Source organism: Neotabrizicola sp. VNH66 (genome assembly GCF_049445895.1).
Classification (GTDB): Bacteria; Pseudomonadota; Alphaproteobacteria; order Rhodobacterales; family Rhodobacteraceae; genus Pseudogemmobacter.
This window is the reverse complement of sequence record NZ_JBMSDW010000001.1, coordinates 379,889-393,587: the sequence shown is the minus strand read 5'-3', so window position 1 is coordinate 393,587 and position 13,699 is coordinate 379,889. Positions and strand designations below refer to the sequence as shown.

Genomic DNA, 13,699 nt, shown 5'->3' with positions numbered 1-13,699 from the left:
ATCCATGGCACAACAACTTCTCTCCATCATCACCTTCCTGCCGCTGGTCGCGGCGGCCATTCTGGCCCTGTTCCTGCGCGGCAATGACGCCGCTGCGCAGCGCAGCGCCAAATGGCTGGCCATGTTCGCCACGCTGGCGACCTTCCTTGCCTCGCTGTTCCTGCTGGCCGAGTTCGACCCGCAGAACACCGGGTTCCAGTTCGTCGTGGAAACCCCGTGGATCATGGGGCTCAACTACAAGATGGGCGTGGACGGGATTTCGATCCTGTTCGTCATGCTGACCACCTTCCTGATGCCCTTGGTCATCTGGTCGACCTGGGAGGTGGACACCCGCGTCAAGGAATACATGATCGCCTTCCTCGTGCTGGAAAGCCTGATGATCGGCGTATTCTGCGCGCTGGATCTGGTGCTCTTCTACCTGTTCTTCGAGGCCGGCCTGATCCCGATGTTCCTGATCATCGGCATCTGGGGGGGTGCGAACCGGATCTATGCCGCGTTCAAGTTCTTCCTCTACACCTTCCTCGGCTCGGTCCTGATGCTGGTGGCCATGATCGCCATGTATATGGACGCGGGCACCACCGATATCGTGGCGCTTCTGAACCACAACTTCGGCTCGGACAGCTTCTCGGTCCTGGGCATCCATGTGCTGGGCGGCATGCAGACGCTGCTGTGGCTGGCCTTCTTCGCCTCCTTCGCGGTGAAGATGCCGATGTGGCCGGTGCACACCTGGTTGCCCGACGCCCACGTTCAGGCGCCTACGGCGGGGTCGGTCCTGCTGGCGGCGGTGCTTTTGAAGATGGGGGGCTACGGTTTCCTGCGCTTCTCGATCCCGATGTTCCCGGTGGCGAGCGACATTCTGGCGCCGCTGGTGCTGTGGATGTCGGCCATCGCCATCGTCTACACCTCGCTGGTGGCGCTGGTGCAGAACGACATGAAGAAGCTGATCGCCTATTCCTCGGTCGCGCACATGGGCTATGTCACCATGGGCCTTTTCACCATGAACCAGCAGGGCATGGACGGGGCGATCTTCCAGATGATCAGCCACGGCTTCATCTCGGGCGCGCTGTTCCTTTGCGTGGGGGTCATCTACGACCGGATGCACACGCGTGAGATCGACGCCTATGGCGGGCTTGTCATCCGGATGCCGCGCTATGCGCTGGTCTTCATGTTCTTCACCATGGCGAATGTGGGCCTGCCGGGCACCTCGGGCTTTGTCGGTGAATTCCTGACGATCATGGGCATCTTCCAGGCCAACACCTGGGTTGCGCTTTTCGCAGCCTCGGGCGTGATCTTCTCGGCCGCCTATGCGCTGTGGCTCTATCGCCGGGTTGTCTTCGGCGACCTGATCAAGGAAAGCCTGAAGACCATCGACGACATGACCGCGCGGGAAAAGGCGATCTTCGCGCCGCTCGTCGCCATGACGCTGCTGCTGGGGGTCTATCCCAGCCTTGTGACCGACATCATCGGGCCTTCGGTGGCCCAGCTGATCACCGATTACCACGCCAGCATCCCCGAGGTGATCGGGGAAACTGCCGCCGTGACGCACTGAGGACCCGACCATGACCGCAGCTGATTTCAACATCGTCCTGCCCGAGGTCATCCTTGCGCTTTACGCGATGGCCGCGCTGATGTTCGGCGTCTACACCGGCAAGGACAAGGTGGCGGTGCCGCTTCTGTGGGCCACCGCGGGCGTCTTCGTCGCCATGGCGCTCTGGATCGGCTTTGCCGGGCAGGGGGAGCGGGCCGCTTTCGGCGGGATGTTCATCGACGATCCGTTCGCCCGTTTCGGCAAGGTGACCATCCTTGTCTCGGCCGCCGCCGTTTTGGTGATGAGCCAGGATTACATGACCCGCTACGGGCTTCTGCGCTTTGAATTCCCGGTTCTGGTCACGCTGGCCGTGCTGGGCATGAATATGATGGTGTCCTCGGGCGATCTGATGGCGCTGTATCTGGGTCTGGAGCTGCAATCTCTGGCGCTTTACGTCGTGGCCGCCATGCGGCGCGACAGCGTGCGGTCGTCGGAAGCCGGTCTGAAGTATTTCGTGCTGGGCTCGCTGTCCTCGGGCCTGCTCCTCTACGGCGCGTCGCTGGTCTATGGCTATGCGGGCACCACGCTCTTCTCGGGCATCATCACCACTTTGACCGATGGCGTGCCTCTGGGCCTGCTGTTCGGGCTGGTGTTCATGCTGGCCGGTCTGGCCTTCAAGGTTTCCGCCGCGCCCTTCCATATGTGGACGCCGGATGTCTATGAAGGCAGCCCCACGCCCGTCACCGCCTTCTTTGCCACCGCGCCCAAGGTGGCGGCCATGGCGCTGATCGGCCGGGTCGTGCTGGATGCCTTCGGAACGATCCCGTCGCAATGGGGGCAGGTGCTGGCCGCGCTGGCCGTGGTGTCGATGTATCTGGGCGCCGTGGCGGCGATCGGGCAGAAGGACATCAAGCGGCTGATGGCGTTTTCGTCCATCGCCCATATGGGCTATGCGCTGATCGGTCTGGCCACCGGCACCGCCGAAGGGGTGCAGGCGACGCTGATCTACATGGCGATCTACGTCACCATGAATGTCGGCACCTTCGCCTTCATCCTGTCGATGGAGCGGGACGGCCGCCCGGTCACCGACATTGCCAGCCTGAACCTGTTCTCGCGAACGGAACCGCTGAAGGCGATGGCGCTTCTGATGCTGTTCTTCAGCCTTGCGGGTGTGCCGCCCTTCGTGGGCTTCTTCGGGAAGTTCGCGGTTCTGCGCGCCGCGGTTGATGCCGGGATGGTCTGGCTTGCAGTGGCGGGGGCGGTGGCTTCGGTGATCGGCGCCTTCTACTACCTGCGCGTCGTCTACTTCATCTACTTCGGTGAAGAGCGGGAGCCGGTGCAAAGCCGCATGGCCCCGGTGCAATGGGCGCTGTTCGTGGCGGTGGCGGCGATCATGCTCCTCGGCTCGATCAACCTCTTCGGTATCGAACCTGCGGCCAAGGTCGCGGCCGAAGCGCTTGTCCGGTAAGTGAGCGAGCCGGGCGCAACAGCCGCGGGCCGGATCTTCCTGCCCGCGGTGGATTCGACCAATGCCGAGGCCTTCCGCCGCGCGCCGGACCTGACCGGCCCGCTTTGGATCGTTGCTGAGGAACAAACCGCGGGCCGCGGCCGCCGCGCCCGCCCGTGGTCCAGTCCGAAGGGCAATTTCTACGGCACCTTGGTCCAACGCATCGCGGACCCGCCGCAACGGCTGGGTCTGCGCAGCTTTGTGGCGGCGCTGGCGCTGCATGACGCTTTGGTCGCGGTGACCGGCCTGCCAATGGCCTTTGCGCTGAAATGGCCGAATGACGTGCTGATGAACGGCGGCAAGATCTCGGGCGTCCTGCTGGAGGCGACGGGTGACATGCTGGCCATCGGCATCGGCGTCAACCTGTTCTCTGCCCCGCCGGCCGAGGCGGTGGAGGACGGGGCGGTGCGTCCCGTGGCGCTCTGGTCCGAAACCGGCCTGCGGATCCCGCCTGCGGTGTTTCTGGATGCCCTTGCGCCGGCCATGGCGGGATGGGAGGCGATGTTCCGGCTGCAGGGGTTCGCGCCCTTGCGTTCGGCCTTTCTGACCCGCGCGGCCCGGCTGGGGCAGACGATCCGCGCCCGCACCGGTACGGAAACCCATAGCGGTGTTTTCGAAACCATCGACGCCGAGGGCAATCTGATCCTGCGCACTGCGGCGGGCCGGATCGCCATTCCGGCGGCGGATGTGTTCTTCTGAGGGGGAGAGGCCATGCTTCTGGCCATCGACTGCGGCAACACCAATACGGTGTTCTCGATCTGGGACGGCGACCGCTTTGTCGCAACTTGGCGCATCGCCACCGATCACAAGCGCACCGCGGATGAGTATTTCGTCTGGCTTCACACGCTGAAGACGCTGAAGCGGATCGAGGGGGAGATCACCGAAGCCATCATCTCCTCCACCGTGCCGCGGGTGGTGTTCAACCTGCGTGTCCTCTGCAACCGCTATTTCGACTGCCGCCCACTGGTGGTGGGCAAGCCGGAATGCCGCCTGCCGCATCCGCCGCGGGTGGATCAGGGCGTGAATGTCGGGCCGGACCGGCTGGTCAATGCGGCGGGGGCCTTCGACCGGCATGGCGGCAATCTGATCGTGGTCGATTTCGGCACCGCCACCACCTTTGACGTGGTGGACACCGACGGCGCCTATGTGGGCGGTGTGATCGCGCCGGGCGTGAACCTGTCGCTGGAGGCGCTGCATATGGCGGCGGCCGCTCTGCCGCATGTGGATGTGACCCGGCCCGCGCGGGCGATCGGCACGAATACGGTGGCCTGCATGCAATCCGGCGTGTATTGGGGGTACATCGGACTGGTCGAGGGGATCGTGCGTCAGGTGCGCCGGGAACGGAACCAGCCGATGAAGGTCATTGCCACCGGCGGGCTGGCGCCGCTGTTCGCGCAGGACACCGAACTGTTCGATTCCATCGAGGACGATCTGACCATGCACGGTCTGGTCCTGATCAACGATTTCAACAAGGACTTGGCATGACGAAAGACCGGCTGATCTATCTTCCCCTTGGCGGCGCGGGCGAGGTGGGCATGAATGCCTATGTCTACGGCTATGGCGCGCCGGGGAAGGAACGGCTGATCCTTGTCGATATGGGCGTGACCTTCCCGGACATGGATTCGGCCCCCGGGGTCGAGCTGATCATGCCCGACATGACATGGCTGGAAGAACGCGCCGACCGGCTGGACGCGATCTTCATCACTCATGCGCATGAGGACCATATCGGCGGCCTTGGCCATCTCTGGCCCAAGCTGAAGGCCCGGGTCTATGCCCGCCGCTTCACCGCCGCCATCGGCCGGCTGAAGCTGGAGGAGGCGGGCCAGCCCGCCGATACCATCACCACGGTCGAGGCGCGGCCTGCGGTGGTGGAGGCGGGGCCCTTCAAGGTGCAGTTCGTGCCCCTGGCCCATTCCATCCCCGAAAGCGCCGCGCTGATCATCGACACGCCCGCGGGCCGCATCGTCCATACCGGCGATTTCAAGCTGGACCGCGATCCGGTGGTGGGCGAGGGCTGGGATGATGCTTTGTGGCAGGGCGTGGCGGATGAGGCGCCGGTGAAGGTGCTGGCCTGCGATTCGACCAATGTCTATTCGACCCATCCCGGCCGGTCGGAAAGCACATTGCAGGCGCCGCTGACCCAGCTGATCCAGTCCGCCCCGTCGATGTTCGTCGCCACGACCTTCGGGTCCAATGTGGCGCGGCTGAAGACGCTGGCCGAGGCGGCGGTGGCGGCCGACCGTTCGGTCTGCGTCATGGGCCGGTCGATGAAGCGGATGCTGTCGGTCGCGCAGGAAACCGGCGTGCTGACAGTCTTCCCGAAGACCGTCTCGCCCGAAGAGGCGCTGGAAATCCCGCGCCGCAACCTGATGCTGCTGGTGACCGGATCGCAAGGCGAACGCCGGGCGGCGGCGGCGGCGCTGTCGCGCGGCAAATACCTGGGGTTCGAGATGCGGGAGGGCGATACGTTCCTGTTCTCCTCGCGCGTGATCCCGGGGAATGAAAAGGACGTGCTGCGGATCTGGAATTCGTTTTCCGAGATGGGCGTGACCGTGGTGGATGACACCGACGGGCTCTATCACGTCTCGGGCCATGCGAACCGCCCGGATCTGGAACATGTCCACCGCCTCTTGCTGCCCGACATGCTGATCCCGATGCATGGCGAACACCGCCACCTGTCGGAACATGCCCGCATCGCCACCGAGGCCGGAATCGCCGCCCGGGTGGCGACCAATGGCATGATGCTGGACCTGACCGGAGAGGTTCCGGTGGTGGCCGAGCATGTGGAGACCGGCCGCATCTATCTGGATGGCACCGTGCTGATCGGCGCGCTGGACGGGGTGATCCGCGAACGCATCCGCATGGCGCTGAACGGGCATGTGCTGGCCACCGTCATTCTGGACGAGAATGACGAGCCGATGGGCGAGCCCTGGGTCGAGATGATGGGCCTGACCGAGACCGGCCTTGGCGGGCGCCCGCTGGCCGAAAGCATGGAAACCGAACTGACCGAATGGATGGACCGCGCGGGCCGCAAGCTGTTGCGCGACGATGACAAGATGGAGGACGAGATCAAGCGCATCGTCCGTCAGGTCGCCGTCGAAGAGATCGGCAAGAAGCCCGAGGTCACCGTGGTGGTCAGCCGGCTGGTGGCCGAGTAGACCCCCGGCCCGTCAAACCGGAAAGCAAAACGCCGGCCCTCTGCGGGGCCGGCGTTTTCAATATCTGTATCTGCGCCTTTATTCTTCTTCAGCGTGGGCCGGCTGTTCGGCCGGGGCCTCTTCTTCGAAGGCGCGGACGCTGTCGGCGGGCGTCGGGTCGGGCAGCTTGAAGCTGCGCAGCATGAAATCGGGCACATGGTCGCCCATTCCCACCACCGAAGGGCCATCATCGCGGCGGTGGTGATGGTGATGCGGACGGTGATCGTCGCGCCGTTCGCGCGACGGCGGCGCGCTGCGCTCATTCCGTTCACGGACCGGCTCAACCCGTTCCTTGGGCTCGGGGCGTTCGCGGACCTCTGCCGGGGCGGGGGCCTCAGCCTCGGCCGCGGCGCGGGGCTTGCGGTCCTCGCGCGGGTAGGGCGCGGATTTCGGCCCGCGCGACCGCGAGCTGCTGCTGCCGCTGCGCGAGCTGCCGGAGCGTTCGCCCTGCGGCCGGTCGCTGCCCGCGTTGGCCAGATCCAGGCCTGCGGGCACTTCGGCGCGGGGGATTTCCATCTTCACCAGCGCCTCGACCGCCGCCAGCAGCTTGGCGTCATGCGGGGTCGAGATGGTGAAGGCCTTGCCCGACCGGCCCGCGCGGCCGGTGCGGCCGATGCGGTGGACGTAATCTTCGGCATGGCTGGGCACGTCGAAGTTGAACACATGGCTGACCGCCGGAATGTCCAGCCCGCGCGCCGCCACATCCGAGGCGACAAGGATATGGAGCGAGCCGTCGCGGAAGCTGTCCAGCGTCTTCATCCGCTGCGACTGTTCCAGATCGCCATGGATCGGCGCCGCGTTGAAGCCGTGCGACTTCAGCGACTTGGCCACGACATCCACGTCCATCTTGCGGTTGCAGAACACGATGCCATTGGTGCAGGCCTCACCCTCAGCCCGGATCAGCTCTCGCAGCACAGCGCGCTTTTCGGTGAAGGTGCGGTCCTTCCGCGTGGGCGTGAAGAACACGAGGTTCTGTTCGATATTGGTGTTGGTCGTCGCCTGACGCGCCACCTCGATCCGGGCGGGGTTGGTCAGGAAGGTATTGGTGATCCGCTCGATCTCGGGTGCCATGGTGGCCGAATAGAACATGGTCTGCCGGCTGAACGGGGTCAGCTGGAAGATGCGCTCGATATCGGGGATGAAGCCCATGTCCAGCATCCGGTCGGCCTCATCGACCACCATGATCTGAACGCCGGTCAGGAGAAGCTTGCCGCGCTCGAAATGGTCCAGCAGGCGGCCGGGGGTGGCGATCAGCACATCGACGCCGCGGTCGATCAGCTTGTCCTGTTCGCCAAAGGCCACGCCGCCGATCAGCAGCGCCTTGGTCAGCTTGGTGTGCTTGGCATAGACATCGAAGTTTTCCGCGACCTGCGCCGCCAGTTCCCGCGTCGGCGCCAGCACAAGGCTGCGCGGCATCCGGGCGCGGGCGCGGCCCTGACCCAGAAGCGTGATCATCGGCAGGGTAAAGCTGGCCGTCTTGCCGGTGCCGGTCTGGGCGATTCCCAGAACATCGCGGCCCTTCAGCGCCTCGGGGATGGCTTCGGCCTGAATGGGGGTCGGGGTCTCGTAGCCGGCTTCGGAAATGGCCTGCAGGACCCGGGGGTCAAGGGCAAGGTCAGAGAATTTGGTCATCAGCGTCCAGTCGTGGCGGCCGCAGGCCGCGGGGTCACGGGACGCGATGTCGGGCGCCCCTGGCGAAAACCCGCCGGATTGCGGGCATAAGGCCGCCGATAGCGCGAATTTCACGGAAGGTCAACGTCGCTGCCCGGTTTTGGGGCAGATCAGGCGGAAACCGGGGCGGGTTTCGCGCGTTATCCCTGCACAGGCCGATGGCTCAGGCCGTCCGGCCCCCTTTTTCCGCCTTGTGCGGACCCATCAGGGAAAAAACGCCATGATCATCCGTTACGGCTATGTCTTCACGCTGAACTTTGCCCGGCCCGCGCCGGTCGTGACCATGGTTTCGGCCCGGCCCGAACATGGGCGCGATCTCATCATGCCGGAACGCCACTGGTCCAGCCCCGTCACCTCGGCCGCGGTCTATCGTGACGACCATGGCAACATCTGCCGTCGCTTCATGGCCCCGGAGGGAGAGTTGACGCTGGCCGGCGAGGGGCTGATCCGCAATGACGGCGCAGTGGATCCCGTGGCCCCCGGCGCCCGCCCCGACCCGGTCGAGAGCTTGCCGCATGAGGTGCTGCCGTATCTGCGCGCCTCGCGCTATGTGGAAAGCGATGCCATGGGCGAAATTGCTTGGGATCTCTTCGGTGCGATGGAGCCGGGATGGGAGACGGTGCAGGCGATCTGCGATTTCGTGCATGGCCATATCGAATTCGGCTATGGCGAGGCCTGCGCGACCCGCACCGCGCTTCAGGCGCTGGAGGAACGCAAGGGCGTCTGCCGCGACTTTGCCCACGTCATGATTGGCCTGTGCCGCGCGCTGAATATCCCCGCGCGCTATATCAACGGCCATCTGGGCGACATCGGCGTGGCCTACAACCCCGACCCGATGGATTATGCCGCTTGGGTCGAGGTCTGGATGGACGGCCGCTGGCACACGTTCGATCCGCGCAACAATGCGCGGCGCATCGGGCGAATCGTGGTGGCGCATGGCCGGGATGCCGCCGATGTGCCGATGCTGACCAGCTTCGGCGCGCATGAGCTGACCGCGTTCCGGGTGATTGCCGAGGAAACCCCGCCCTCGGGCAGTCTGGTGCCGTTCCCGCTGCGGAAAAGCGCCTGACAGCTATTCGGCGGCCTCGGCTTTGGCTCCCCCGGCGCGGGCGCGCCGGTTGCGGCGGCGCTCTGTCAGGGCGCCCCGCATCTGGCCGATGCGGCGGAACAGGTTGCCCGGATCCTCGTTCAGCGCGTTCAGCAGATGCAGGGCGATCGGTCCGGCCACCGGTTCCTCCTGCGCCATCTGCCACAGGGGCGCCAGCAGGTTCACATCCAGCCCCCCCGACAGGAGCGAGAAATTCGGCATGTCCAGCGGCAGCCGGTTCTCCCGGGTGCGGCGCAGGCCGAAGGCGCGGTCGGCGGGCTGGCCGGAATAAAGCCGCTCGAACTCATAAAGTTTCATCAGTGAAAACATCACATTCATCGACAGGCCGATGCGCCGCTGTTCCTCGGTCTGGCCATGGTCACCGAAGGTGATGACCGAGGAGATCAGCCAGCGTGGCGGCAGGTCTTGCAACAGCACCGCGCCCTGTTCGGTCCAGATCCGGCGGAACAGCCGCGGCGTGTGGCGCGGAAACCGCCGTTTGCGCAGATGCGCGATCAGAAGACCGTTCAGCCCCGCCAGTTCCGAATGCCCGGCCAGTTCGCTGCGGATTTCATGCCGTTTCGTGGCATGGGCCGAGGCAGGTCGGGCCAGCGCCTCATCCGCAGGGATGCGCGCAGCAGCCAGCGCGGCCAGATCGCAATCCAGCGGCGGCAGCACCTCGCCCTCGGCAAAGGCCAGCGGGCGGCGGCGCACGTTCCATGTGGCGATCAGGTCGTCGGGGGCATCGGGGTAGACGGGTTCTGCTGTCATCTTCTGCGCTGGCGCCCCCCGCGGTTCCATCCAGCCTAAAAGCGGGCCGGGCAGGGGTCAAGCCACGCCCCAGCCCAGCCCCCCGGGCAGACCCGTGGACGCGCGTGGCAAAGCCGGATAAAAGCCCGCCCATGCTGGACAATGCCCCCCACCTTCCGCCCGAAATCTCCCGCCGCCGGACGTTTGCGATCATCGCACACCCCGACGCGGGCAAGACCACGCTGACCGAAAAGTTCCTGCTGTTCGGCGGCGCGATCCAGATGGCCGGACAGGTCCGCGCCAAGGGCGAGGCGCGGCGCACGCGGTCCGACTTTCTGAAGCTGGAACAGGACCGCGGCATCTCGGTCTCCGCCAGCGCTATGTCCTTTGAATACAAGGCGTTCCGCTTCAATCTGGTTGACACCCCCGGCCACAGCGACTTTTCCGAAGACACCTACCGCACGCTGACGGCGGTGGATGCGGCGATCATGGTGATCGACGGGGCCAAGGGCGTCGAATCCCAGACCCGCAAGCTGTTCGAAGTCTGCCGTCTGCGCGACCTGCCGATCCTGACCTTCTGCAACAAGATGGACCGCGAGGCGCGCGACACGTTCGAGATCATCGACGAGATTCAGGAAAACCTGGCGATCGACGTCACGCCCGCCAGCTGGCCCATCGGAGCGGGCCGCGATTTCCTCGGCGCCTATGACCTTCTGAATGACCGGCTGGAGCTGATGGACCGCGCCGACCGCAACAAGGTGGCGGAATCGGTCAAGCTGGACGGGCTGGACGATCCGCGGCTGGCCGACCACATTCCCGCCGACATGCTGGAAAAGCTGCGGGAAGAGGTGGCGATGGCGCGCGAACTCCTCCCGGCTTTTGACCGTCAGGCCTTCCTGCATGGCGCGATGACGCCGATCTGGTTCGGCTCGGCCATCAACTCTTTCGGGGTGAAGGAGTTGATGGACGGGATCGGCAGCTTCGGTCCCGAACCGCAGCCGCAGAAGGCCGCCGAACGCCAGATCGCCGCGGAAGAGGGCAAGGTCACCGGCTTTGTCTTCAAGGTGCAGGCCAATATGGACCCGAAGCACCGGGACCGCGTGGCCTTCGTCCGCCTCGCCTCGGGCCATTTCGAACGCGGCATGAAGCTCTTTCACGTCCGGTCGAAAAAGCCGATGGCGGTGACGAACCCTGTCCTGTTCCTCGCCGCCGACCGCGAACTGGCGGATGAGGCCTGGGCGGGCGACATCATGGGCATTCCGAACCATGGCCAGCTGCGCATCGGCGATGCGCTGACCGAGGGCGAGACGCTGCGCTTCACCGGCATCCCCTCCTTCGCGCCGGAACTCCTGCAGAACATCCGCGCGACCGATCCGATGAAGGCCAAGCATCTGGAAAAGGCGCTGACCCAGTTCGCCGAGGAAGGCGCGGCCAAGGTCTTCAAACCCTCCATCGGCTCGGGCTTCATCGTGGGCGTGGTGGGCGCGCTGCAGTTCGACGTGCTCGCCTCCCGGATCGAACAGGAATATCAGATCCCGGTCCGCTTCGAAGGCTCCAACTTCACCTCCGCCCGCTGGATCTCCGGCGACAAGGTGGAAATCGAAAAGCTGGTGGCGGTGAACAAGCAGCACGTCGCCCATGACAGCGACGGTGATCTGGTCTTCCTGACCCGCCTGCAATGGGACATCGACCGCGTGCTGCGCGACTATCCCGGCGTGAACCTGACGGCGACAAAGGAAATGATGGCCTGACGGCCTTCAGACCTTCCTGCCCCATTCCTCTGTTCATAAATATCCTGCGGGGGTCCGGGGGGCGCAAAGCCCCCCGGCGCCTTGTCAGGGACGCGCCGTCAGCCCCGCCGGGGCCGCGCCCGGACCGGAGCTTTGGGCGTCTGAAACAGCGCCGCCGGGCCCATCGTTTCCAGAAACTGCCGCCCGGCCTCGGTCCCGAAATGCTGGACCTGTGCCAGCCCGGGAAAGTTCGCCTGCACCTCGGCGGCGATCTCCGGCGGCAGGCGGCTGACGGTGGCATCGTTGACCATCAGGCTTTCGGCCGGAATCCCCTCGGCATAGATGATTTCGTGCCGGTCAAACACCAGACTGAACCAGTCCACGAAGCCGCCTTCGCGGATATAGACCGTCTCGTCATCCACCAGATGCCGCGCCTGCACCAGAAGTTCGGAGGTGGTCAGCCCCGCCGCCCGCTGGCGCTGATAGAGGAACATCCGGTGATGCTGGCTGACGATCAGATCGCCGGAATTGCCCAAGGTGCCCGCCGGGATCACCACCGGGGCAAAGGCACCCACCCCGCGCAGCGTGGCGCGGCCCAGCCAGCGCAGCACCTGCGGCCCGTGGTCCCGCGTCAGCACCCGGTCGCCCGGCGACAGGCTTTCAATCGGCACCTGCCGGCCGGAGGCCAGCGCAATCAGCGTGCCCCGCGCGAAAGAGACACAGATCAGGTCCGACAGCCGCGTCTCCTCCGGCGCGGTGTCGATGGCGACCAGAGTATAGCCCGCGCGTTCCGCCATGGGCGACAGCGGCAGGGCATAGGCGGTGCCCGCCACGGTCAAAAGCACCAGTTCCACCTTGTTGCCGTCCGAGGACATCAACGTATAGCGCGCCTCCATCTTCGCGCGCTGGCCGGGCGCGCCGATCTGCGATCCTTCGGCCACCATGGCCTCGCTCCCGGCGGCGGGCCGCGTCAGCACCAGCCGCAGGGGACGGGATCCCTCCTCCAGATCGTAGATGTCGCCGGACTGCACCTCGTCCGGCAGGCCCAGCCCTTCCCCCAGATTCACCCCGTGCGAGACATAGATGTCATCGGCGGCGAAGACCTGACAGGCGTGCCCGGGGGTGGTGGCTGCGGCCGGAAGGGGGGCGGAATCGGGCATGCTGTGAACGGTCATCTCTGAACTTTGCCAGCGGCCCCCACCACTTTCGCAAACAGTCTAGCAAACAGGCAAGGCCGCGGTCAAACCCTTGGTGAAACTGGATTGTTGCGGGAAACACTGACGCCTGTGCCGCGGGATTGTGCATTCTCCTGCCGCGGACGGGGTTTCGCCGGGCGGCGGCGCGGCCTAGTCTTGGCCCGTAAACAGGACAGGAGGTGGATATGGATCTGGGAATTCGGGGCAAGCGGGGCATCGTTTGTGCCGCGTCAAAGGGTCTGGGCCGCGGCTGTGCCGAGGCTTTGGCCGAGGCGGGTGTCGATCTGGTGATCTGCGCCCGCGGGCGTGAGGCGCTGGAGGCGACCGCGGCCGAAATCGCCGCGACCCATGGTGTGAAGGTCACGCCCGTGGTGGCCGACATCACCACCGAGGAGGGCCGCGCCGATGTGCTGGCCGCGGCGGGTGGCACGGTGGATATTCTGGTGACGAATGCGGGCGGGCCGCCCCCCGGCCTGTGGTCGGACTGGAGCCGGGAGGATTTCATCCGCGCGCTGGATGCCAATATGCTGACGCCGATCGCGCTGATGCAGGCCACCTTGCCCGCGATGATGGCGCAGGGCTGGGGCCGGGTGGTCAATATCACCTCCGTGTCGGTCCGGGCGCCGGTGGGCGTGCTGGGCCTGTCGAATTCGGCGCGGGCGGGGCTGACCGGATTCGTTGCGGGCACCGCGCGGCAGGTGGCGCCCAAGGGTGTCACGATCAACAACCTTCTGCCCGGCATGCATGCGACCGACCGCGCCACCGCGCTGGATCAGGGCGCGGCGCGCGCGCAGAACATCAGCGAAGAGGACGCCCGCGCCGCCCGCTGGGCCTCGATCCCGGTGGGGCGCTATGGCACGCGGCAGGAATTCGGCGCGGCCTGCGCGTTCCTCTGTTCGCAGCATGCGGGTTTCATGGTGGGCCAGAACATCCTGCTGGACGGCGGCGCGTCGAACATCACCATCTGATGCTTCGGGCGGCGGACGGGTTGAAGCCGGACGGTCGGGCTGCTAGGGCTTTCCCGACGTTTTCA

11 protein-coding genes are annotated in these 13,699 nt (G+C 65.7%); 8 read left to right on the top strand and 3 right to left on the bottom strand.

The window, feature by feature from the left end; genetic code table 11:
* Positions 1 to 4: 4 nt before the first annotated feature.
* Genes ACO2Q5_RS01985 through ACO2Q5_RS01965 form a run of 5 tightly spaced genes read left to right on the top strand, consistent with a single transcriptional unit; the run spans position 5 to position 6,193 of the window.
* A complete protein-coding gene (locus ACO2Q5_RS01985; RefSeq protein WP_423287899.1) occupies positions 5 to 1,549 on the top strand; it encodes an NADH-quinone oxidoreductase subunit M in 1,545 nt (514 codons plus the stop codon).
* 10 nt (positions 1,550 to 1,559) lie between these two features.
* Positions 1,560 to 2,996, top strand: coding sequence for an NADH-quinone oxidoreductase subunit NuoN (gene nuoN, locus ACO2Q5_RS01980; protein ID WP_423287898.1), 1,437 nt, complete (start codon positions 1,560 to 1,562; stop codon positions 2,994 to 2,996).
* Complete coding sequence (locus ACO2Q5_RS01975; protein WP_423287897.1) at positions 2,997 to 3,734, top strand: biotin--[acetyl-CoA-carboxylase] ligase; 738 nt, start codon at positions 2,997 to 2,999, stop codon at positions 3,732 to 3,734. It abuts the gene before it with no gap.
* 12 nt (positions 3,735 to 3,746) lie between these two features.
* Positions 3,747 to 4,520, top strand: a complete 774-nt coding sequence (locus tag ACO2Q5_RS01970) for a type III pantothenate kinase (RefSeq protein ID WP_423287896.1) — start codon at positions 3,747 to 3,749, stop codon at positions 4,518 to 4,520.
* On the top strand, positions 4,517 to 6,193 hold the full coding sequence (locus ACO2Q5_RS01965) for a ribonuclease J (RefSeq protein ID WP_423287895.1): 1,677 nt from the start codon (positions 4,517 to 4,519) through the stop codon (positions 6,191 to 6,193). Before ACO2Q5_RS01970 ends, ACO2Q5_RS01965 begins: the two co-directional genes overlap by 4 nt.
* A 78-nt stretch (positions 6,194 to 6,271) precedes the next feature.
* Here the strand turns inward: ACO2Q5_RS01965 and ACO2Q5_RS01960 are convergent, their stop codons facing one another.
* Positions 6,272 to 7,864 carry a DEAD/DEAH box helicase gene (locus ACO2Q5_RS01960; protein WP_423287894.1) on the bottom strand — a complete coding sequence of 531 codons (1,593 nt, stop codon included), beginning with the start codon at positions 7,862 to 7,864 and terminating at the stop codon, positions 6,272 to 6,274.
* Positions 7,865 to 8,123: 259 nt separating this feature from the next.
* On the opposite strand from ACO2Q5_RS01960, the gene ACO2Q5_RS01955 reads away from it, so the two are divergent.
* Positions 8,124 to 8,972 carry a transglutaminase-like domain-containing protein gene (locus tag ACO2Q5_RS01955; RefSeq protein ID WP_423287893.1) on the top strand — a complete coding sequence of 283 codons (849 nt, stop codon included), beginning with the start codon at positions 8,124 to 8,126 and terminating at the stop codon, positions 8,970 to 8,972.
* 3 nt (positions 8,973 to 8,975) lie between these two features.
* Here ACO2Q5_RS01955 and ACO2Q5_RS01950 read toward each other — a convergent pair whose 3' ends face one another.
* Positions 8,976 to 9,761, bottom strand: a complete 786-nt coding sequence (locus ACO2Q5_RS01950) for a hypothetical protein (RefSeq protein WP_423287892.1) — start codon at positions 9,759 to 9,761, stop codon at positions 8,976 to 8,978.
* Between the two features lie 131 nt (positions 9,762 to 9,892).
* Between ACO2Q5_RS01950 and ACO2Q5_RS01945 the strand changes: the two genes are divergently transcribed.
* Positions 9,893 to 11,491 (top strand): peptide chain release factor 3, encoded by a 1,599-nt coding sequence (locus ACO2Q5_RS01945; protein ID WP_423287891.1) that lies wholly within the window; start codon positions 9,893 to 9,895, stop codon positions 11,489 to 11,491.
* Between the two features lie 98 nt (positions 11,492 to 11,589).
* Here ACO2Q5_RS01945 and ACO2Q5_RS01940 read toward each other — a convergent pair whose 3' ends face one another.
* Positions 11,590 to 12,645, bottom strand: a complete 1,056-nt coding sequence (locus ACO2Q5_RS01940) for a Hint domain-containing protein (RefSeq protein WP_423287890.1) — start codon at positions 12,643 to 12,645, stop codon at positions 11,590 to 11,592.
* Between the two features lie 206 nt (positions 12,646 to 12,851).
* Between ACO2Q5_RS01940 and ACO2Q5_RS01935 the strand changes: the two genes are divergently transcribed.
* Positions 12,852 to 13,634, top strand: a complete 783-nt coding sequence (locus tag ACO2Q5_RS01935; protein ID WP_423287889.1) for an SDR family oxidoreductase — start codon at positions 12,852 to 12,854, stop codon at positions 13,632 to 13,634.
* The last annotated feature ends 65 nt before the right edge of the window (positions 13,635 to 13,699 follow it).

Excerpts from the sequence above, each read along its gene's own strand:
- ACO2Q5_RS01950 (WP_423287892.1), bottom strand. The coding sequence starts at position 9,761 with ATGACAGCAGAACCCGTCTACCCCGATGCCCCCGACGACCTGATCGCC.
- ACO2Q5_RS01970 (WP_423287896.1), top strand. The coding sequence starts at position 3,747 with ATGCTTCTGGCCATCGACTGCGGCAACACCAATACGGTGTTCTCGATC.
- ACO2Q5_RS01945 (WP_423287891.1), top strand. The coding sequence starts at position 9,893 with ATGCTGGACAATGCCCCCCACCTTCCGCCCGAAATCTCCCGCCGCCGG.
- ACO2Q5_RS01985 (WP_423287899.1), top strand. The coding sequence starts at position 5 with ATGGCACAACAACTTCTCTCCATCATCACCTTCCTGCCGCTGGTCGCG.
- ACO2Q5_RS01965 (WP_423287895.1), top strand. The coding sequence starts at position 4,517 with ATGACGAAAGACCGGCTGATCTATCTTCCCCTTGGCGGCGCGGGCGAG.
- ACO2Q5_RS01940 (WP_423287890.1), bottom strand. The coding sequence starts at position 12,645 with ATGACCGTTCACAGCATGCCCGATTCCGCCCCCCTTCCGGCCGCAGCC.
- nuoN (WP_423287898.1), top strand. The coding sequence starts at position 1,560 with ATGACCGCAGCTGATTTCAACATCGTCCTGCCCGAGGTCATCCTTGCG.
- ACO2Q5_RS01960 (WP_423287894.1), bottom strand. The coding sequence starts at position 7,864 with ATGACCAAATTCTCTGACCTTGCCCTTGACCCCCGGGTCCTGCAGGCC.
- ACO2Q5_RS01935 (WP_423287889.1), top strand. The coding sequence starts at position 12,852 with ATGGATCTGGGAATTCGGGGCAAGCGGGGCATCGTTTGTGCCGCGTCA.
- ACO2Q5_RS01955 (WP_423287893.1), top strand. The coding sequence starts at position 8,124 with ATGATCATCCGTTACGGCTATGTCTTCACGCTGAACTTTGCCCGGCCC.